Below are 21,192 nucleotides of genomic sequence, written 5' to 3'. Positions count from 1 at the left end.
GGAGTTTAAAATGCCTAAAATTCGTGTTCGTAGGCACAGTGATTCACAATCAGAAATTAATATTATTCCATTATTGGATGTTTTATTAGTTTTACTTCTTATTCTTATGATGACCTCACCTTTTATTACCACAAGTATAAAAGTGGATTTACCAAGCGTTAAAAATTCCAAAACTTTTTCTAAAGAAGATAAAAATATCCCAATTATTATTGAGGTGATAGGGGCAGCAAATTATAATTTAATAATAAATTACTCTCGAACGATCCATTTATCTCTAAAAGAAATAATAAATCAAGTAAAAAGAAATATTATAGCTAATCCTAAAACAGTATTTTTGATCGGCGGTAATAAGCAAGTATCTTACGATGAAATTATTAAAGTTATTATTTTATTACGTCAAGTTGGTGTTAAATCTGTTGGTTTGATGACTAAATCAATTTAAAGCATAATTATAGCGGAGAATGTTAAAATGTCTCAAATCATTAAACAAAAAAATGGAATTAAAAATGCTATAATTATTTCTATATTTTTTCATATAATACTAATTATCTTGTTAACTTGGAGTACATTTAGCAAAAAAAATATATTAAATGAAAGAAATAGGGATAGTATTGATGCAGTAAGTATTGATATTAGTTCACTAGACAATAAGTATTATTTTCATCAAAAACAAAAAAAAAACAATAATATAATTAAAAAACAAAATCTTAATTTTATTACTAAATCTATTATTGATGCTAAAATAAATAAAGAAAAGAAAGTAACAAAAGTAAATAAAGAAGTTGCTATAACATCTAAATCTATTATTGATGCTAAAATAAATAAAGAAAAGAAAGTAACAAAAGTAAATAAAGAAGTTGCTATAACATCTAAATCTATTATTGATGCTAAAATAAATAAAGAAAAGAAAGTAACAAAAGTAAATAAAGAAGTTGCTATAACATCTAAATCTATTATTGATGCTAAAATAAATAAAGAAAAGAAAGTAACAAAAGTAAATAAAGAAGTTGCTATAACATCTAAATCTATTATTGATGCTAATAAAAAGAAAAATTTTTCTTTTAAACAAGAAAAGAATAAAAAAACTGTTAATGATTTAATACATGAATTATCTTCAAGTAAAGACATATTAAAAGATATATATAATGATAAAAAATATTCTAATATATCAATAGAAATCAATACTTATCTTAGAGAAATAACTAAAGCTATTCAAGAACATTTCTACGATTCAGATCTATATCGTGGAAAAAGTTGTAATTTACGTATTCAAATATCGCCAGATGGATTGCTAATCAATATAAAATCAGAAAGAGGAAATATAGCATTATGTCAGGCGGCTATTACAGCGGCTAAGCAAGCACAAATTCCAAAACCACCATCTATAGCAATATATAAAATTTTTAAAAATATTCAAATACATTTTGAACCAAAATCAACCGTAACCAAACTATTAAAATAGTTAATTAGAAATATTCCTATAACTATTAATATTAATAAAGATTAATGTACTTTAAAATATTTAAAATACATCAATTTTTATTATTAACAAGGGAAAAAATGAAAAAAATAATTAGTTTAACTGTAATTTTTTTTATATTTATATGGTCAGAAATATTACAAGCAGATGTTTATATTAAAATCACAAAAGGTGTAGATATTGCACGTCCAATTGGAATATTTTTATTACAATGGGAAAGTTCTGGTATGCCGCCAGAAAACTTCGTTGAAATTGTAACAGCTGATTTGCGTAATAGCGGAAAATTTGATCCATTAAATGCTTCTTCCTTACCACAACAATTAGATAATTTAGAAAAAATACAGCCATCTTATTGGAAAAAGTTAGGTATAGATACAGTAGTTATAGGTAAATTAATACTTAATGTAGATGGAAGTTATCAAGTTTCTTATCAACTAATAGATACTAGTAATTCATTGAATAATGTGTTAGCTCAAAATTCTTTTAAAGTAACTAAACAATGGTTACGGTATGCCATTCATAATGTTAGTAATGAAATATTTGAAAAATTAATAGGTATTAAAGGAGCTTTTTGTACGCGAATTGCATATGTGGTTAAAAATAGTAATAAAGACCAAATACCATATGAGTTACGAATAGCTGATTATGATGGTTATAACCAGTTTGTAGTATATCATTCAATGCAACCGATTATGTCACCAGCTTGGTCTTCTGATGGAACTAAACTGGCATATGTTACATTTGAAAGCGGAAAATCTGCATTGGTTATCCAAACTTTAGCTAATGGAAATATCCGACAGATTGCTTCTTATCCATGTCATAATGGAGCACCATCTTTCTCACCAGATGGTTCTAAATTAGCATTCGTTCTATCAAAAACTGGTAGTTTAAATTTATATGTTATGGATATAAATTCAGAACAGATTATTCAGATAACTGATGATCGATTCAATAATACAGAACCTACATGGTTTCCTGATAATCAAACACTAGCTTATACTTCTGATCAATCTGGATCACCACAGATTTATAAGATTAATATTCATGGAGGTATGCCAAAACGTATTAGCTGGAATGGTTCTAGAAATCAGAATGCAGATATATCTTTTGATGGTAAAATGCTAATAATGATCACTAATGTTAATGGTATTCAACATGTGGCTAAACAAGATATGGAAACTGGAGTAGTGCAAATTTTAACAAGTACTTTTTTAGATGAAACACCTAGTATTGCTCCTAATGGAACAATGATTATATATAGCTCTATTGAAGGAATGGGATCTATATTACAGTTAGTATCAAGTAATGGTCATTTTAAAGCAAGTCTTCCAGCAAGCAATGGGCAAGTAAAATTTCCAGCTTGGTCACCGTATCTATGATTTTTTTATATAGAAAGAGTAAATAAAATACATTTATTTTATAAATAAAAAGGATAATTTAATGAAATCAAATAAATTTATGGTATGGTTAATATTATTTAGTATAGTTACTATAGTTTCTGCATGTAGCTCTGATAAAAAAAATAAGTATAATCAGAGTAGTCATATTATTACAAAAAATAATAATAAGAATGTTTCTAATGTTCACCATTTTTTAGACGAACAAGTACGTTTACACATGCAAAATAATAATACCATTTATTTTGATACCAATAAGTATGATGTAAAACCTGATTATTTTCAAATGTTAGAACAACACGTAACTTTTTTACATGCTCACCCATCTTATAAAGTAACAATCGAAGGACACACAGATGAACGTGGAACACCAGAGTATAACATTGCTTTAGGTGAAAGACGTGCTAATGCCATTAAAATATATCTTGAAAGTAAGGGTATACTATCTGAACAAATATTTATAGTATCTTATGGTAAAGAAAAACCTATTGTATTAGGTCATAATGAAATGGCTTATACTAAAAACCGTCGAGCTATATTAATATACTAATGAGGGTAAAATGATTTATAAACTTATAATTGATGTATTAAGATTTTTACTGTTTAGTAGTATAATGATTACATGGAATGTAACTGCTCAAATTTCAAGTAATTATTTTGAATCAACGTCACTTGAAAGTCGAATTACTATTCTTGAAAGGATATCTAATGCTCAAGCTCAACTTTTACAGAAATTACAACAGCAAATTCTTTATAATCAACATGATATTGATTTGCTAAGAGGTCAAATTCAACAAAATGATTTTAATTTAAATCAAAAAATTAATAGTCAAAAACAATATGATCAAAGAACAGGTGATTTATTTATATCTAAGATAATGGATAATTCAGATATAGAATATAATAATGCTATTGCATTAATTATAGACAAAAAAAAATATGAACTAGCAGCTAATGCACTACAAGAATGGATAATAAAATATCCTAGCTCTTCTTATCAACCAAATGCTAATTATTGGCTTGGGCAATTATTTTATAACAAAGGTCAAAAAGAAAATTCAGCTTATTACTTTGCTAATGTAGTAAAAAAATATCCCAAATCAATTAAAGCATCAGAATCTCTATTAAAAATTGGTCTAATTATGCAAGAAAAAAAAGAATTAATAAAAGCCAAAGCAGTTTATAAGCAAATAATTAAAAATTTTCCTGATACCAATTCTGCTAAACAAGCTAGAAAATATCTTTCTCAATTATAAATAATAAATGAGAAAGTGGAGCTAAGTTATTTAACTTAGTATTCAAATCACTAACATCAATTTAAAATATTAAATTTTGTAATACTACTATATTATTTTGTAATATGATTTGGTTTTCTTATATAACATATTTTACTTACTTTAAAATATTTTATTGATATGATACCAAATCATAATAATTTTCATATAGTATATATGATATATATGTCTATTAAATAACAAATAATTCATTTTATATAAAAAAACTATTTTAAAATTAATAAATCTTTACGATTGATTTAATTAAATAATTAATATCATTTATGTTTTAATTGAATAATTACATCTAACTAAGAGATAAAAATGTTTATTTTTAAAATAATTTTATTGTATGTTTTTTTATTGATATTTTAATTTGTTAATTAATATTTATAGTATATTAAAATCAATAAAATTAGTTATATTTATTGGTAGAATAAAGATTCTTTACATATTAATAAAATTACAGTATGAGTAATTTTTATTGTTTTACTTAAAATATAAACAATTTTGTTATTAACATTATATTTTTTATATTGTTTTTTAAATAAAAATGAGAACTAGGTAATGAGTTTGATATTCAATTCTGAAATCATAAATTATTCTTTCCCTCCAAAACCAGATAATCTTAGCCAAGATGAAAAAATATATTGGAAAATAAAAATAAAAAATTTATTAAAAGAAAAAAATGCTGTTATAGTAGCTCATTATTATACTAATCCTGATGTTCAAGCATTAGCGGAAGAAACAGGTGGCTGCGTAGCTGATTCGTTAGAGATGGCTCGTTTTGGAAATTCTCATTCTGCTTTAACTTTAATGGTTGCAGGAGTACGGTTTATGGGAGAAACTGCAAAGATTCTTAATCCAAAAAAAACTGTATTAATGCCTACCTTACAGGCGGAATGTTCTTTAGATATAAGTTGTCCAATTGATAAATTTCATAGTTTTTGCAATGATCATCCAGATCGTACTATAGTAGTTTATGCTAATACATCTGTAGCTGTTAAGGCTAATGCAGATTGGGTTGTAACTTCAAGCATTGCTATAGAAGTCATTTCATATCTTCACAGTATTGGAAAAAAAATCATTTGGGCTCCAGATAGACATCTTGGTCGTTATATTACTCAAAAAACTGGTGCAGATATACTCTGTTGGAATGGTACTTGTATAGTACATGAGGAATTTAAGACTCAAGGTTTAAAACATATGAAAATACTTTATCCTAATGCAGCAGTATTAGTACATCCAGAATCACCACAAAGTATAGTCGAACTTGCTGATGTAATAGGATCTACTAGCCAATTGATTAAAGCTGCATATTCTTTACCAAATAAGCAAATGATAGTTGCTACAGATCGTGGAATTTTTTATAAAATGCAACAAGCTGTTCCAGATAAAGAATTAATTGAAGCACCTACTGCTGGTGTAGGAGCTACTTGTCGTAGTTGCGCACATTGTCCTTGGATGGCAATAAATAGCTTACAATCTATTGCAAATGGATTAGAATATGGAGGTAATGCTCATGAAATTTGTCTTGATCCAAAAACAAGTCAAGATGCTTTAATACCATTAAAGCGTATGTTATCGTTTGCATCTAAAATAAAAAATAATTTTAAATAAAATATTTAATTAGTATTAACTTTTGCTATGTAAATAAAAAAAATAATTATCATGTATAATTTAAATATAAAATATAAAATATAAAATATAAAATATAAAATATAAAATATAAAAATATTATAAAATTTCATTTTTTATTAAAAATATTTAAAATCAAGAACTGAACAAGTTAATAAAAAAATAAATTCCATCTAGTAAGAATTAATATTCTTAATGTTAATTAAAATTAACTGATAACTAATATTTACATATTTATTACTAAAAAACTTTATTATCAGCTATTTAATATATTAAATAATATTATATTAATTCGTATTATTTAAATAATAGTGTCTAATTGGTTTAGAATCATAATTTAATTCATAAATTAATGGAATACCATTTGGTATGTTGAGTTCAATAATTTTATTATCATCTATATTATCTAGGTATTTTATTAATGCACGTAGTGAGTTGCCATGTGCTACAATAATTATTTTATTTCCTTTTTTTATACGTGGTAGAATATTATTCTTCCAGAATGGAATTACACGTTCAATGGTTAATGCTAGACTTTCAGTAGTAGGTAATTGATCGTAATCTAAAGATTGATAACGAATATCATGTCCAGGGAAACGTTCATCAGTACGATTTAATGCTGGTGGTTTATTAATAAAACCTCGACGCCATTTTTTAACTTGTTCTTTACCATATTTAGCTATAGTTTCGTTTTTATTTAATCCTTGAAGTGCACCATAATGACGCTCATTAAGATGCCATGTTTTCTCAACAGATAGCCAAGATTGATTTAACTCATCTAATACTTTCCATAAAGTATGTATCGCACGTTTTAACATAGAAGTATATGCATAATCAAAGGTGAATCCGTGTTCATTTAAAATCAAACCAGCTAATTTAGCTTCATTTTTTCCATTATCAGATAGATCTATATCATGCCAACCAGTAAAACGGTTTTCTTTATTCCACTGGCTTTCGCCATGTCTTATAAGAACTAGTTTATTAAATATCATATATTTTTTCCCTTTATTTTTATTCGAAATACATATACATATATTGATTAAGTCTTTAGCTTAGGTGGTATTATATATTTTTAAATAATATTAAAAATTCTTTTAATTAAAAGTAAAAGATTTATTTTTTTATATCCAGTTAATAAGAATATGAATTCAATGCGAATATATTGATATTGTATATTTTATTATATATTGATTTAGTTACGTATTTCATAGTTACTTTATGATGGATATAATATAAATGACTAAATTTATTTTTATATCATTATTACTACTTACTTTAAAATATTAATTATATTACTAAAATAATTTTATAATTGTATTTTACATACAAAACAAGAATAATTTAGCATATATAATTAATAATTTTAAATAGTTAGAAAAATAAGATGAAGAAATATATTTTTATTAGTAGTATGAATATGAAATGACTTTAATTTAATTATAATAAATAAGATAACTAAATATTTATTCATTATTTGATTAATTTATAAATTTAAAAAAAAAAGCATATGAAACAAATTGTATATGTTGCTAGTCCTATAAGTCAGCAAATTCACGTATGGCTATTAAAAAAAAATGGAGAATTAATATTATTACAAATATTAGATGTTGACGGTCAGGTGCAACCAATGGTCGTACATCCGAAAAAGAATATTCTTTATATAGGTATTCGTCCAATTTTTCGTATCTTATCTTATTATATCAATATTGATGGCACACTTAGACTATCTAGTGAAGTTAGATTACCAGGTAGCCCAACACATATTTCTACTGATCGTTTAGGAAATTATTTATTTTGTGCTTCTTATAACAGTTCTTGCATTAGTATGAATCCTATTAATAATGTAGGCAAATTAACTAAACCAAGTCAGATTATCAATGATTTAGAAGGATGTCATTCAGTAAATATTGATCTAAATAATAAAATATTATTTGTGCCTGTATTAAAACAAGATCGTATTTGTTTATTTGAATTGAATTATAGCGGTAAGTTATTACCATATAAACAGTCACAAGTTAATACTGCTAAAGGTGCTGGACCTCGTTGTATAGTATTTCATCCAAACAATAAATATGCTTATTCAGTTAATGAATTAAATAGTACCGTTGACGTTTGGATTTTAAATAATGATCAATATCAAGTTGAATGTTTGCAAACCGTAGATATAATGCCTAGGAATTTTTTTGGAAAACGATGGGCTGCAGATATTCATATTACTTCTGATGGACGTTTTCTTTATACATGTGATCGTACTAGTAATATACTTAGTGTATTTAAAGTCAATAATAATGGTGATACATTAACAATTCAAGGCTTTCAATCTACTGAAATACAACCACGTGGTTTTAATATTGACTATAATGGACATTATTTATTATCAGCAGGACAAAAATCTGATCATATCACAGTATATAAAATTCAAAAAAATGGATTACTTATTCCATTAGAACGGTATACAGTAGGAAAAGGTCCAATGTGGATTACTATTCATCAATTAAATTAAAAATCATTTTTTAAAAGAAAATAAATATATTTATTACCTATAGTTATGTTAATAAATATTCTTATATAAGAACAAATCCGTGATATCATTATTTTATAATACTATCAAATAAAATACAAAGAAATTAATTTGTTATTATTTTTATATCATTATTATTTCTATCATACAAACAAAAGAGATGAGTAATTATATTTAAAAGGTTTTCAGTTGGATTACTTTTTTAGTATAAATTTTTATTTTAATTGGATAATTATTGAATAAATTACAGTGATATTAAATTAGCACAAGCACATTGATTACTTTAAGAAGTTAGATTATCAATACTATATAACTATTATCAATACTATATAACTAATAGATACTATAGTTTTTATTTAAAAATATTACTTAAACATATAGAACATATATTGCTTTTAGATAAAATTATTTATTTTTAATAAATTATAGTATATATCGTACTTTACCGAAATGGTTATTTTTTTATGTACTTGATCTTTTTTTTTAAAATACTAATATTTAATTATATTAAATTATTTTATTTTTAATCATTTATTTTAAATAACTTGATTTTAATCAGTACTATAAATGGATTGATATGGATTGATTATGAGTAAAGTTTTTAAACTGAGATCAACTTTTAAACCTTCAGGTGATCAACCAAAAGCTATTAAAAGCTTAAAAAAAGGAATAAGGTATGGTCTTGCACATCAAACGCTATTAGGAGTAACTGGTTCTGGAAAAACTTTTACTATAGCTAATGTGATAGCTGAATTAAATAGACCAGCAATGATTTTAGCACCAAATAAAACGCTAGCTGCACAATTATATGGTGAAATGAAAGATTTTTTCCCAGAAAATGCCATAGAATTTTTTGTCTCTTATTATGATTATTACCAACCTGAGGCTTATATACCAAGTTCTGATACTTTTATTGAAAAAGATGCTTCTATAAATAACTATATTGATCAAATGCGTTTATCAGCTACTAAAGCAATATTAGAACGTCGTGATGTAATTATTGTAGCATCAGTATCAGCCATCTATGGTATAGGTGATCCTGTTTCATATTTGAAAATGATTCTTCACTTAACGCGTGGTATGATTATAGATCAGCGTAATATTATAAATCGTTTAATTGAATTACAATACATCCGAAGTAATAAAATATTTCAACGAGGTTCATTTCGGGTACGAGGAGAGATTATTGATATTTTTCCAGCTGAATCAAGCAAAATTGCATTACGTATTGAATTATTTGATCAAGAGATAGAACAGCTTTCATTATTTGATCCTTTAACGGCAGAAGTACATAGTATCATACAACGTTTTACAATTTATCCTAAAAATCATTATGTTACGCCACATATACAACTTTTACAAGCGATTGCTGATATCAAAGATGAACTAAATAATTACCGTAAAATTTTACTAAAAAATAATAAATTAATAGAAGCACAACGTATAACTCAGCGTACACAATTTGACTTAGAAATGTTAAATGAATTAGGTTACTGTTCAGGTATAGAAAATTATTCTCACTATATATCAGGACGAGATTTGAAAAAACCTCCACCAACTTTGTTTGACTACTTACCTTCTGATGGATTATTAATAATTGATGAATCACACATCACTATTCCACAAATTAAAGCAATGTATCGGGGCGATCGTGTACGTAAAGAAACTTTAATAGAGTATGGATTCCGATTACCATCAGCGTTAAGTAATCGACCATTAAGTTTTGAAGAGTTTGAAGAGGTAGCACCACAAACTATATACATTTCAGCTACACCTAGTAATTATGAACTAGAAAAATCAGGTAATGATGTAATAGAACAATTATTACGTCCAACTGGATTACTTGATCCTATATTAGAGGTTCGTCCAATTTTAACACAAATAGATGATTTATTATCTGAAATTGAAAAAAGAGTTCAGTTAAATGAGCGTATTTTAGTTACTACCCTTACTAAACGTATGGCAGAAAACTTAACTGAATATTTTGAAGAATATAATCAAAAGGTTCGTTATTTACATTCGGAAATCGATACATTAGAACGTATGGAAATTATTCGTGACTTTCGTTTAGGTACATTTGATGTTTTAATTGGTGTTAACCTTTTACGTGAAGGCTTAGATATACCAGAAGTATCTTTAGTGGCAATTTTAGATGCAGATAAAGAAGGATTTCTACGTTCTGAATGTGCTTTAATTCAAACTATTGGTCGTGCTGCTCGTCATTTACATGGTAAAGCTATTCTCTATGCCGATAAAATTACCCATTCAATAGCATGTACTATCAAAGAAACCGAAAGACGCCGGAAAAAACAAGAGTTTTATAATCAAAAGCATTGCATCATACCACAAGGACTAAATAAGAAAATTATAGATATTCTTGAATATAATAAAAAAAATAAAATTAATAATAAAAAAAATATATTAAATACATTTTAAAAAATAAAAAATGTTTTATTATTGAATCCACAAGAACTAGAAAAAAAAATTAATGAAATGGAATATAATATGAAACAACATGCACAAAATTTAGAATTTAAAGAAGCAATAAGTATTCGTGAACAGTTGAAAACATTACGTAAATATTTATAAAGATTATTATATAGTTAAATAAACTTTTTAAAAAATATAGGTAGATGAAAAATTATTAAAAAACATTATATTTATTTTAAGATATTGAGATTGTATTAAAAATTGAGTAATATTTTTTTATATAAAATGTTTTATAGACACTAATAAGAAATTTAATTACTATTTTCTACCGACTATTATTTTTATTGCATATTTATTTTTTAATTCATAAAAATTTAAATATTAAAAATCTTAATATAAGATATATTTATAGTTATAATTTGGGAATAAAAAATAAATAAGTAGCGTATTGATCTTATCATACCATTCGTGTAGTCCTAACAATAGAAACTCATCTCTAAAAAATACATAGATATATTTCTAACTTAATAATTATGTATGTTATGAAAAAGTTAAATTTTGAGTTTTATTTTTTTGTTTCTTACTATTTAAAATATATTGTAATATTATTTGGAAAGTATTGTATATGATAAAAATTTTATTTTTTGCTCAAGTACGTGAATTAATTGGTATTAGCTCTTTAGAAGTAGAATCAACATATGAAAATATTATCGCTTTACGTGATGAACTTGCTAAAAAAAATATTCGTTGGGAATTAGCATTAGAATCTAATAAATTATTGACAGCAGTTAATCATATTCTAGTACCGATGAGTCATCCTCTAAAATCAGGAGATGAGGTTGCATTTTTCCCACCAGTTACAGGAGGATAAAATGAAATATCGCACTCGTATTTTAGTCGAGGATAAACCTTTTAATGTTGCACATGAACATAAAATGTTATCTTATTATGATATAGAAGGCGTAATAGTTACTTTTGTTGGTAAAGTACGCAATCATAATTTAGGTAAAAAAGTTTTAACATTAACTTTAGAGCATTATCCTGGCATGACAGAAAAAATTTTAACTAATATTGTTAGTGATGCATGTAATCGGTGGATGCTACAGAAAGTAACAGTTATTCATCGGTTTGGAGTACTTTTCCCAGGTGATGAAATTATGTTTGTTGGTGTTAGTAGTGCTCACCGTAATAATGCTTTTAAAGCCTCTGAATTTATTATAGATTTTTTAAAAACTAGTGTTCCTTTTTGGAAAAAAGAAAGGACTAATGATGGTGATTATTGGGTGAATATTTGTGATAGTGATTATCGAGCAGTAGAAAAATGGAAGAAATGTTATTAATTTTTGAAAGAATAAAAAAATTTATAATAGATAAAATATTATAAAAATTAAGTATTTCAATATTGTTAATGAATCTGAGTATTTTATTATTTAAATGTTTTAATAATTTAAATACAAAGATCTAAACATTTTATTTACTATTTTATTGAATCTAAAGTCTAATTTTATTAGAAAAATTATTTTTTAATTTTATTAAAAATTTTTTTAAATTAAGTAAGGATATCGAAGTTGCCTATAAGTATGTATTAGATGTTTTATTTAAAATAAATATACACTAATAAGTAAAATTATATTGCATGTATAATTATATGAGGAGTATTTAATCTTTTTTTAAAAAAAATTATGAATAAATCTTATATATATCTAAAATATTTGGTTATTTTATTTAAAAACATAAATTTAAGTATAAATATACTAAAATAATTTTGTTATTATAAATAATATTATTTTTATAATTTACTGGATTGATTTAAGAGTATATTAATATATTAATTTTAAGATTTATATTATGTATTTTATAAATATTAGTTCTATAAACTTAAAATTTAAAAATTAATCACGATATTATTATGAATAATAGATAGATGTAAAGCAATAGATTCATGAACAGAATTTATATATTTAATCAATTAATTAGCAAATAATTTAAAGAATTTTATACTGTTTATCATATAAATAATTTTTATTATTGGATCATAAGATGATTATTATTTGCCGAATATAATATTGTTATATATTGTGAATAATACCTTAACAATGACTTATAAAATTACAGCACGTTAAAGCTTTTAACTTTTAAAGAGGTATATTATGGAACGATATTTCCGCAATAATTCAATTGAACAGCAAGTATCAGCTCATTTACAAACTTATATGGCACAAGTTTATGGCTGGATGACTTGCGGTTTATTACTTACTTCCTTTGTATCATGGTTATCTTGGCATTCACCTGCATTGATGACTATGATATTTGCTAATCGTAGTATTTGTTTTGGTTTAATTATTTTACAATTAGCAGTAGTTTTTTTGTTATCCAGTATGGTAGATCGTCTAAGCGGAGCAGTTGCTACTAGCTTATTTATGTTTTATTCAACTCTTACTGGTTTAACAATTTCTAGTATTTTTCTTGTTTATACTGTTGTATCTATTAGTAGTACTTTTTTTGTTACCGCAACTATGTTTGGTTCTGTGAGTCTTTATGGTTATATTACAAAAAACGATCTAAGCCGTTTTAGTAGTTTATTATTTATGGCTCTTATTGGAGTGTTAATTGCATCACTTGTCAATTTCTGGTTAAAAAGTTCATTATTAACATGGATTTTAAATTATGTTGGAGTTATTGTTTTTGTATGTTTAACAGCTTATGATACACAAAAGCTTAAAATAATGGGTCAAAATATTAACTTAAATGATAAAGAAAGTATGCGTCGTTTTTCTATTATGGGTGCATTGACATTATATTTAGATTTTATTAATTTATTTTTAATGTTGTTAAAATTTTTTGGTAATCGTCGTTAATTTTTTAAAGCAACAAGTTTTTTTGAAAGTATTATGATGTTAATGTATTTTACTTTTGTTACTGGACGATCCTATGATCGTCCTTTTTGATGTTTATTTTTAGTTAATTAATAAATTCAATATTAACTTGATAGATATTTAAATTATGATAAATTCTACATATTTAATTAATTTTAAATAATTATATTTATTGACATGAAAAATATAGTATAAATAATAAACAGATTATTTTTTCGTTTTTTAAAATCATTATATTATTAGGAGCTATATCTTTAATAAAAAACTAACTTAATTTTAATGATTAATTTTTATAGGAATACCACTACGGTATTGTATAGCAGCATTTAGTAAATCCTTATTTACACTAGCATCTAATATGATTTTTGTTACTGCTAATGGAAAATTAATTGGAACTATTTCATTTGATTTAAATTGTTTTTCAGTTTTTGATAATGGATTATGTACTTCAATATAACGGGTACCATCCGGCTCTACAGTAGCTTTTACTGGTTGATCTATGAAACGTACACGCGTACCAACTTTTACATTATTAAATAGCCATCTTATATCTTCTGTTCGTAATCTTATACAACCGTGGCTTACACGAAGACCAATCCCAAAATTAGCATTAGTACCATGAATAGCATATAAACGCCCAATATAAAGAGCATATAACCCCATAGGGTTGTCTGGTCCAGCTGGAAAAATATTAGGAAGGCTTTCACCCCGCGCAGCATATTCTAAATGCATCTCTTTAGTAGGAGTCCAAGTAGGATATGCTTTTTTACGTTTAATCTCTGTTATCCAATGTAAAGGAGTATTTTTTTTTGGTTCACCAATACCTATAGGTAAAACAACAACAGTTTTAGTACTTTTTCTATAATAATAAAGTCGCATTTCTGAACTATTAATTACTATATCTTCTCTTGGTGCTTCTGGTAGTATTAGTTGATGTGGAATGATTATTTTACTTCCCGGTTTTGGTAAATAGATATCAATTCCTGGATTAGCTTCTAATATATTACTAATACCCATTTGATAATGAGCTGCAAATTCTTCTAAAGATAATTTACTATTTTTAGGTACAATAATTTCAATGTTTTTACCAACTAACCTACTATTAATTGAAGGAAGTGGATAAACTACTGCAAAAGTAGATTTATGAAAGCCGGTAATTAAGAGAGCAGATAAAACTAAAACAAAAATACTCTTTTTCATTACTAATTAATAGATATTATATAACACTATACTTAATATATTTGTTAAGTAACAAATATATTGTCTCTATTGTTTACTACTATAATTATAGACATAATAAATATCACTAATCCAATTTATTAAAAAAATTATTAAATATTGTTACTAATGAGCTTTTTATTTTAAGATAACATTATTGATATTTACTAATGTAAATTACTAATATTAAAATATTTTTATAAAAAAAATCAGATTTCACAAAATAAAAAATAATAATTTTTTTATTTTAAATAATAGTATTTTTGACATAAAATTTTTACGTTTTTTAAACCATATGTACTTTATGATAATAGGTAAATTAGTGATTTTTTGTATTTTACAATATAATAAGAAATACAGGGAATTTCATTCCTTATAAAAACTATATTTTTTTACCTTCCTTGTAAAGGAAGATATTTATTTTTTAAAAATAAAATTCATAGATGGTAATTAATATTTTTTTAAAATAAATAACTATTATTATAGTAGATATCTTTATTTTGTTTTTTATACATATCAAAATCAAAAATAATGATTCTTTATATTAAAGAATTACATTCTATTTAAATAATTAAGGTAATAAATTTCGTAAAAATATATTTAAATATTAATTAGTATTTTACTTATACTTTACACATATATGAAAAATATTACATAAATAAATTGTTAATTCCTATATTTATTAATATTAAAAAATTAATCTATTAATTTGTTTTATGGCGATTCCAATAATATATGATATATATTACAAGAAAAGAAATTAATACTAAATAAATTAATAGTTTTAGATGTTTATTGAGGTTATGTAACCATATTGTAATTATCTCTCCTGCAAAATAACCTAATGTTACAAAAATAACTGACCAAAGTGCTGCTCCTATAATATTCAAAATAAAAAAACGTATTGGATTAAGACGACTTATACCAATAATAATTGGACCGATAATTCGAAAACCATACATGAAACGTACACTAATAACAAATAAACTAGGCCATTTCTTAATAAGCTGATCAACTTTATTAATTGTTTGTTTATACTTATTGAAACGTTTTAAGATATTTGTACCGAGATAATAACCGATGTAGAATAATGCTTGATCTCCAATAATACCACCAATCATGGTAGTTAAAACAACGCCGTTAAATTTTAGTAAACCTTCATGCACTGCTATCCCACCTAATAAAGTAAAGGTTTCTCCTTCACTTATACATCCAATTAATAAAGCTAAATATCCATATTGGCTGATTAATTCCTTAATATCAAACTGCAAATTATTCTCTCCAATGATAAATTTATATATAGGTTTATATACTATTAATTTTTATTTCTATACTTAGAAAAAGACATCAATAGATTATAATTAAAAATAAAACATCTATCTTTATAAAAGATTAAAATTTTAATATTTATTCATATAGGAGTTCTTTTATGTATCATTTTTGGAAGCTGTTAGCACATCCTCATCAAGAAATGCATAGGATAAATCAAAAAAATGAAAGTTTAATATACCATTATACCCATCATATTTTATTAATGGCAGCTATACCTGTTATATTTACTTTTATTGGGACTACACAAATCGGATGGAATTTAGGTAAAGATCACTATATTAAGATTAGTTTAATAACAGGTCTTAAATTAAGCTTGTTTTTTTATTGTCTTATTTTAGGAGGTGTAGCCGTAATGGGCCGTATTATTTATTGGATGGCACATGATTATATTAATCGGCCTAGTATTTCTCGTTGTACTATATTTGCTGGATATGTAGGAACACCTCTTTTCATCAGTGGAGTAATAGGATTATATCCATTAGTTTGGCTTTGTATGTTAATAGCAACTTTAGCTTTAGTTTATACAGGATATCTCTTATACATTGGTATCCCTAGTTTTCTTAATATTAAACAAGATGTAAATTTACAGTTTTCTAGCTCTATATTAGCAATTGGAATATTAGTATTTGAAATATTATTAGCACTCACAATTGTTTTATGGGGTTATGGTTCTAGTATTTTTTAGTCATGAAAAATTTATAAAACATCTTTAATATTAGATATTATTATGTGTAGTAATACACTTATTTTTATTAATTTATATTTAATAAGTTTATAAATAAATAATGTTTTACAAAACAAATCAATAATAAATTATTCTGAATTTTTATTCAATTTAAAAAATCTAAATTTTAGCTTTTCGTAAAATCATTTCAGCTTCCTCTAGATTCTGTGATCTTCCAGTAGCTATTAAACAACATGCTAACTGTAACCTTATTGACTCTGGTACTGTATGTTTATTATATAAAACTTCATTAATCCAGTTAGCTGTATCTATGGCTCCCTTACTTTTTGGTAAATTTATTATCTTTTTTTCTTCATGATGTTTGATCATAAATTCTAATTTAATATTCTTACTAAGAAGAATATTAATAACAGGACAGTTATATGGATCAGCATATACTTCACCTTCAGTGCCATTGAGTAGAATAGCAGGTGAATTTATTTTGAAAAAAAAATTACTTATTCTAGTAAAATATTTAGGATGAGAAATACTTGTAATACAAAGTGCAGCGTGATTAGTAAAAGGATTTATTAATTTAGCTAAAATATGTGCGCTATTACGTACTCCCATACGCCAACGTAATGATAATTGTTTAGCAATTGGTGCACAAAGATTATCAATAGTTATAAAGACTAATTTTCCTTTATTTAAATATTCTTGTATTTCTTGTTTTTCCATAACTGGCTTCATATCTAAAGCTAACAAAATTTCTTTTGTAGTGATACGTGTTGGATCATTATTAATAGCATGAACTAATACTGGAAAATCAAGTTTAATCAATAATAATGCTAAAAGTAATGTTAAATTAGCTTGTCGTCGTGCGCCGTTATAACTAGGAATAATAATAGGCATAGGACGATTAAGTGGTGGATATAATTGTATTATTTTGTGTTGCATAGCTTCATAAAAGCCCTGAATTTCTTCTTCATTTTCTCCTTTAATGCGAAATGCAATTAATATAGCTCCTAACTCTAGATCTGAAATATTTCCATTCAAAATAGCACTATACAGTGTAATAGCAGTATGGTAATCAATATTATTTTTCCTATTATTATTTTGTCCTATCTTTTTTATTATTTTATTTATTTCCATATGTTTTATAGTATTTAATTGATTCAATAAAGTTTAACATTAAAAAAAATATTTTATTGTTTTAGATAAATTTTAATTAAAATTGTAGTATTATTAATAAATAAAATATTCTTTTATTTAAGAAAAAATATAAAATACCTTAATTAATTCATTTTAATTATAGGTAGTTATTACCCTATATGAATAATCTTAATTAAGATAGAAGAAATATACTTAACTTATATATAATTTTAAATTTTAAAATATGATGAAAAGTATTAATTAATTTATAGTATTTGATAATGATAAAAATTCTTTTTATTGATTTTCAATTTTTAATTAAATAATAAAATGATTAAAAATCAATAATAAATACAAGTTTTTTTAGATATTGGTATGATAGAATCGTATGACGATTAAGTTAGTAACAAAATTTAGCTTTAATTAACTATCTTGTGTAGTATCCATAATATTTTATTATTTACATTTTAATGTTAATATAAATGATTATGCCATACTTATTAGTATTGTTATCGATTTATTAAACTAAAATTATTAAGTACATGGGGAATTCTAGGAAATGTATGTAAAAACCACGGTGTAAACTGTGATGAGTTAGCTATTGTTTCCTGTTGAATCTGTTGAATTGAACGATAACACCAAGCATCAGCTTCATTAAAGTTAATTTGAGGTTTTTTATCACTAATTACAAAAAAGACATGACTATATTCGTGTTCAATTAAACCGTTACTTAATATAAGATTATAATTTAACTCCATTACTGGACTTAAAATTAATTGTAGACCCATTTCTTCACTAAGTCGTCTTTCAGCAGCATAATGTGTATCTTCTTGTGGATAAGGATGACTACAACAGGTGTTACTCCACAATCCAGCACAATGATATTTTTTACTAGCACGGCGTTGAAGTAATAATTCATATCGAGAATTAAAAACATAGATTGTTACTGCACGATGTAATAATCCTTTAGTATGTGCTTCAATTTTTTCCATTGTACCAGTTGGTCGATCAAGATAATCAACTAAAATAACTTCAACAACAGAAGACATAAAGAGCTCCTTTTTTGCTAAAAGGACAATATTGTATAAAAAAAGTATTACAAGCTAAATTATATGATTTTTATTTAATAAATTAATAATACAAGTCTCTTGTATATTGATCTTTTAAACCAGTTTTAAAATAAAAATGAATATTTTATTAAAGAATTAAAGTAAAGAAGGATATTTACCATTATTATATACTTTGTGAATTTATTTTCATATTAAGAATCAAAAGATAAAAATAATTCAACATAATTCTTAATATATATGAGTATAAATAATAATTTAGTGTAATCTTCTTAATACTATTCATTATAAAATGAATAGAAATAATAGATTTATTATGATAATTCTATAAAAGTTATTTTTATAATGTAATAAACAAAATGTAAAGAAAAACTTTTCGTATTAATAAATTAATTATTTTACTTTAATTTATTAAATATAATTTAATATAATAATTATTATATTAAATTAATATTGATTTTACTTATAAAAATAATTTATTTATTAAGTAATAAATCTTATTTTTAAAAAAGTCAATAGTTTTTAACTACAACTTATTTAGTTAATTTTTGTATATTACATTATATATATTAATTATATATAAAACATTATATTTTAATTTATTAATGAATTCATAAATGAATAATTAACTATATTCATTTTATTTAAAGTTTAAAATTATTAAACTTTTATTTTTTATAAATACATTCATTTTAGCTTAATACTCATTGTTTTATTATAAAATAATAATATTATTAAGAAATGTGCTGTAAAAATTCTTGTAGACGTTTACTAGATGATTTACTAATTAAATCGTGTGGATGTCCATCATCAATAATTTTACCTTCATCAATAAAAATTAAACGTGAAGCAATTTTTTTAACAAATTCCATTTCGTGTGTGACTATAATCATAGTCATACCTTCTTTAGCAAGGTTCTGTATTACTTTGAATACTTCATAACGTAGCTCAGGATCTAATGCAGAAGTTGGTTCATCAAATAACATCATTTTTGGTTTAACTGCTAGCGCACGAGCTATTGCCACACGTTGTTGTTGACCACCAGAAAGCTCAGATGGAAAATGATGAGTTCGCTTAGCTAAACCAACTTTATTTAATAAATCATGTGCTATATTCTTAGAGTCTTCTTTATTCATACCACGAACTCGTCTAGGGCCAAATGCTACATTCTCTAACGCAGTCATTTGTGGAAATAAGTAAAATTGTTGAAATACCATGCCAACTTCTTGACGGATGATACATGGATTAAACTTTGGATCATTAACTTTCATATCATCAATAATTAATTCACCTGTACTTATTTCATCTAATTTATTTATGCAGCGAAGTAATGTAGATTTACCAGATCCTGATGGTCCAATAATAACAACTACTTCACCTTGATCAATTTTTAAATAAATATTATATAAAACTTTAATTGGACCAAAATTTTTAGAAACATTTTTAAATTCAATCACAAAATTTTTACCTTTTTTTCAATACAACGTAGCACAAAGCTAAATATTAGGGTAATACATAAATAAATAATAGCGACAGTACTCCATATTTCTAAAGCTCTAAAATTACTAGCTATAATTTCTTGACCTTGACGGGTTAATTCCGCTACACCAATTACGATAAATAATGAAGTATCTTTAATGCTTACAATCCATTGATTACCTAGTGGTGGAAGCATACGGCGCAGTGCTAATGGCATTATAACATAACGTATTGTTTCGATACGTGATAATCCTAATGCTAAACCTACTTCACGAAAACCTTTATGAATAGATGAAACTGCACCGCGTGTAATTTCAGCAATATAAGCTCCAGAATTAATCATAATAGTAATTACTGCAGCAGTAAAAGAATCTATACGTAAATATGGACATGCTATTGGTAAAGCAAAATAAATAAACATAACTTGTACAACAATTGGCGTACCGCGGATTAATTCAATAAATAATAACGCTATATTTTTAACAAGACATCCACCATATATGCGCAATAATCCAGTAAATAAACCTATAATTAAACCACCCATCAAACCAAGAACAGAGATAAGAAGAGTCATATGAACTCCGTCTATTAAAATGGGGAGTACAGGCCAAATGACTTTCCAATCAAATTCCATTGTATAGCTCCAGAGCTTCTTGTGTTAAAA

At 24.8% G+C, this 21,192-nt stretch carries 18 protein-coding genes and 2 pseudogenes; 13 read left to right on the top strand and 7 right to left on the bottom strand.

Going from position 1 to position 21,192, the window contains the following annotated elements; genetic code table 11:
* Positions 1-10 precede the first annotated feature (10 nt).
* The 6 genes from tolR to nadA all read left to right on the top strand — a co-directional run bounded on the left by tolR (position 11) and on the right by nadA (position 5,771).
* Complete coding sequence (gene tolR / locus FD728_RS02040) at positions 11-442, top strand: colicin uptake protein TolR (RefSeq protein ID WP_159934293.1); 432 nt, start codon at positions 11-13, stop codon at positions 440-442.
* A 27-nt stretch (positions 443-469) separates the two neighbouring features.
* The gene (gene tolA, locus FD728_RS02035) at positions 470-1,462 is read left to right on the top strand and encodes a cell envelope integrity protein TolA (protein ID WP_159934291.1); all 993 of its coding nucleotides are present in this window, start codon (positions 470-472) and stop codon (positions 1,460-1,462) included.
* A gap of 98 nt (positions 1,463-1,560) precedes the next feature.
* The gene (tolB, locus tag FD728_RS02030) at positions 1,561-2,859 is read left to right on the top strand and encodes a Tol-Pal system beta propeller repeat protein TolB (protein ID WP_159934289.1); all 1,299 of its coding nucleotides are present in this window, start codon (positions 1,561-1,563) and stop codon (positions 2,857-2,859) included.
* Between the two features lie 61 nt (positions 2,860-2,920).
* Complete coding sequence (pal, locus tag FD728_RS02025) at positions 2,921-3,427, top strand: peptidoglycan-associated lipoprotein Pal (RefSeq protein WP_159934287.1); 507 nt, start codon at positions 2,921-2,923, stop codon at positions 3,425-3,427.
* Between the two features lie 64 nt (positions 3,428-3,491).
* Complete coding sequence (gene ybgF, locus FD728_RS02020) at positions 3,492-4,133, top strand: tol-pal system protein YbgF (RefSeq protein WP_236261813.1); 642 nt, start codon at positions 3,492-3,494, stop codon at positions 4,131-4,133.
* Between the two features lie 585 nt (positions 4,134-4,718).
* Entirely contained in the window at positions 4,719-5,771 is a 1,053-nt protein-coding gene (nadA, locus tag FD728_RS02015) for a quinolinate synthase NadA (protein ID WP_159934283.1), read from the top strand.
* Between the two features lie 305 nt (positions 5,772-6,076).
* On the opposite strand, the gene gpmA is transcribed toward nadA, so the two are convergent.
* Positions 6,077-6,781: a 2,3-diphosphoglycerate-dependent phosphoglycerate mutase gene (gene gpmA, locus FD728_RS02010; protein WP_159934281.1), complete on the bottom strand. Its 705-nt coding sequence runs from the start codon at positions 6,779-6,781 to the stop codon at positions 6,077-6,079.
* Between the two features lie 515 nt (positions 6,782-7,296).
* Between gpmA and pgl the strand changes: the two genes are divergently transcribed.
* The 6 genes and pseudogenes from pgl to FD728_RS01985 all read left to right on the top strand — a co-directional run bounded on the left by pgl (position 7,297) and on the right by FD728_RS01985 (position 13,598).
* On the top strand, positions 7,297-8,292 hold the full coding sequence (gene pgl, locus FD728_RS02005) for a 6-phosphogluconolactonase (protein WP_159934279.1): 996 nt from the start codon (positions 7,297-7,299) through the stop codon (positions 8,290-8,292).
* 606 nt (positions 8,293-8,898) lie between these two features.
* Positions 8,899-10,692, top strand: a pseudogene (uvrB, locus tag FD728_RS02000) (excinuclease ABC subunit UvrB); the annotation flags it as partial.
* Between the two features lie 75 nt (positions 10,693-10,767).
* Positions 10,768-10,899, top strand: a complete 132-nt coding sequence (locus FD728_RS04790) for a UvrB/UvrC motif-containing protein (protein WP_370516243.1) — start codon at positions 10,768-10,770, stop codon at positions 10,897-10,899.
* A gap of 466 nt (positions 10,900-11,365) precedes the next feature.
* Entirely contained in the window at positions 11,366-11,611 is a 246-nt protein-coding gene (moaD, locus tag FD728_RS01995; RefSeq protein WP_159934277.1) for a molybdopterin synthase sulfur carrier subunit, read from the top strand.
* Position 11,612: 1 nt separating this feature from the next.
* Positions 11,613-12,080: a molybdopterin synthase catalytic subunit MoaE gene (moaE, locus tag FD728_RS01990; protein ID WP_159934275.1), complete on the top strand. Its 468-nt coding sequence runs from the start codon at positions 11,613-11,615 to the stop codon at positions 12,078-12,080.
* Positions 12,081-12,890: 810 nt separating this feature from the next.
* The gene (locus FD728_RS01985) at positions 12,891-13,598 is read left to right on the top strand and encodes a Bax inhibitor-1/YccA family protein (RefSeq protein WP_159934274.1); all 708 of its coding nucleotides are present in this window, start codon (positions 12,891-12,893) and stop codon (positions 13,596-13,598) included.
* A gap of 300 nt (positions 13,599-13,898) precedes the next feature.
* Here FD728_RS01985 and FD728_RS01980 read toward each other — a convergent pair.
* Both FD728_RS01980 and FD728_RS01975 read right to left on the bottom strand, forming a co-directional pair.
* Positions 13,899-14,816, bottom strand: a pseudogene (locus FD728_RS01980) (L,D-transpeptidase family protein); the annotation flags it as partial.
* A gap of 722 nt (positions 14,817-15,538) precedes the next feature.
* Positions 15,539-16,105, bottom strand: coding sequence for a DedA family protein (locus FD728_RS01975; RefSeq protein ID WP_159934270.1), 567 nt, complete (start codon positions 16,103-16,105; stop codon positions 15,539-15,541).
* A 158-nt stretch (positions 16,106-16,263) separates the two neighbouring features.
* Here FD728_RS01975 and FD728_RS01970 point away from each other — a divergent pair, with 158 nt between their 5' ends.
* The gene (locus tag FD728_RS01970; protein WP_159934268.1) at positions 16,264-16,851 is read left to right on the top strand and encodes a Yip1 family protein; all 588 of its coding nucleotides are present in this window, start codon (positions 16,264-16,266) and stop codon (positions 16,849-16,851) included.
* A 159-nt stretch (positions 16,852-17,010) separates the two neighbouring features.
* Here the strand turns inward: FD728_RS01970 and ybiB are convergent, their stop codons facing one another.
* The 4 genes from ybiB to glnP form a co-directional block, all read right to left on the bottom strand.
* Entirely contained in the window at positions 17,011-17,982 is a 972-nt protein-coding gene (ybiB, locus tag FD728_RS01965; protein ID WP_159934488.1) for a DNA-binding protein YbiB, read from the bottom strand.
* A gap of 509 nt (positions 17,983-18,491) precedes the next feature.
* Positions 18,492-19,031, bottom strand: a complete 540-nt coding sequence (gene idi / locus FD728_RS01960; RefSeq protein WP_159934266.1) for an isopentenyl-diphosphate Delta-isomerase — start codon at positions 19,029-19,031, stop codon at positions 18,492-18,494.
* A gap of 752 nt (positions 19,032-19,783) precedes the next feature.
* Positions 19,784-20,506 (bottom strand): glutamine ABC transporter ATP-binding protein GlnQ, encoded by a 723-nt coding sequence (glnQ, locus tag FD728_RS01955; RefSeq protein WP_159934264.1) that lies wholly within the window; start codon positions 20,504-20,506, stop codon positions 19,784-19,786.
* Positions 20,503-21,162, bottom strand: coding sequence for a glutamine ABC transporter permease GlnP (gene glnP / locus FD728_RS01950; RefSeq protein WP_159934262.1), 660 nt, complete (start codon positions 21,160-21,162; stop codon positions 20,503-20,505). Before glnP ends, glnQ begins: the two co-directional genes overlap by 4 nt.
* Between the last annotated feature and the right edge of the window lie 30 nt (positions 21,163-21,192).

It is taken from the genome of Pantoea sp. Aalb, assembly GCF_009829985.1.
Taxonomy (GTDB): domain Bacteria; phylum Pseudomonadota; class Gammaproteobacteria; order Enterobacterales; family Enterobacteriaceae; genus SZZU01.
The sequence above is the reverse complement of the archived record's forward strand: the minus strand, read 5'-3'. Positions and strand labels throughout refer to the sequence as shown.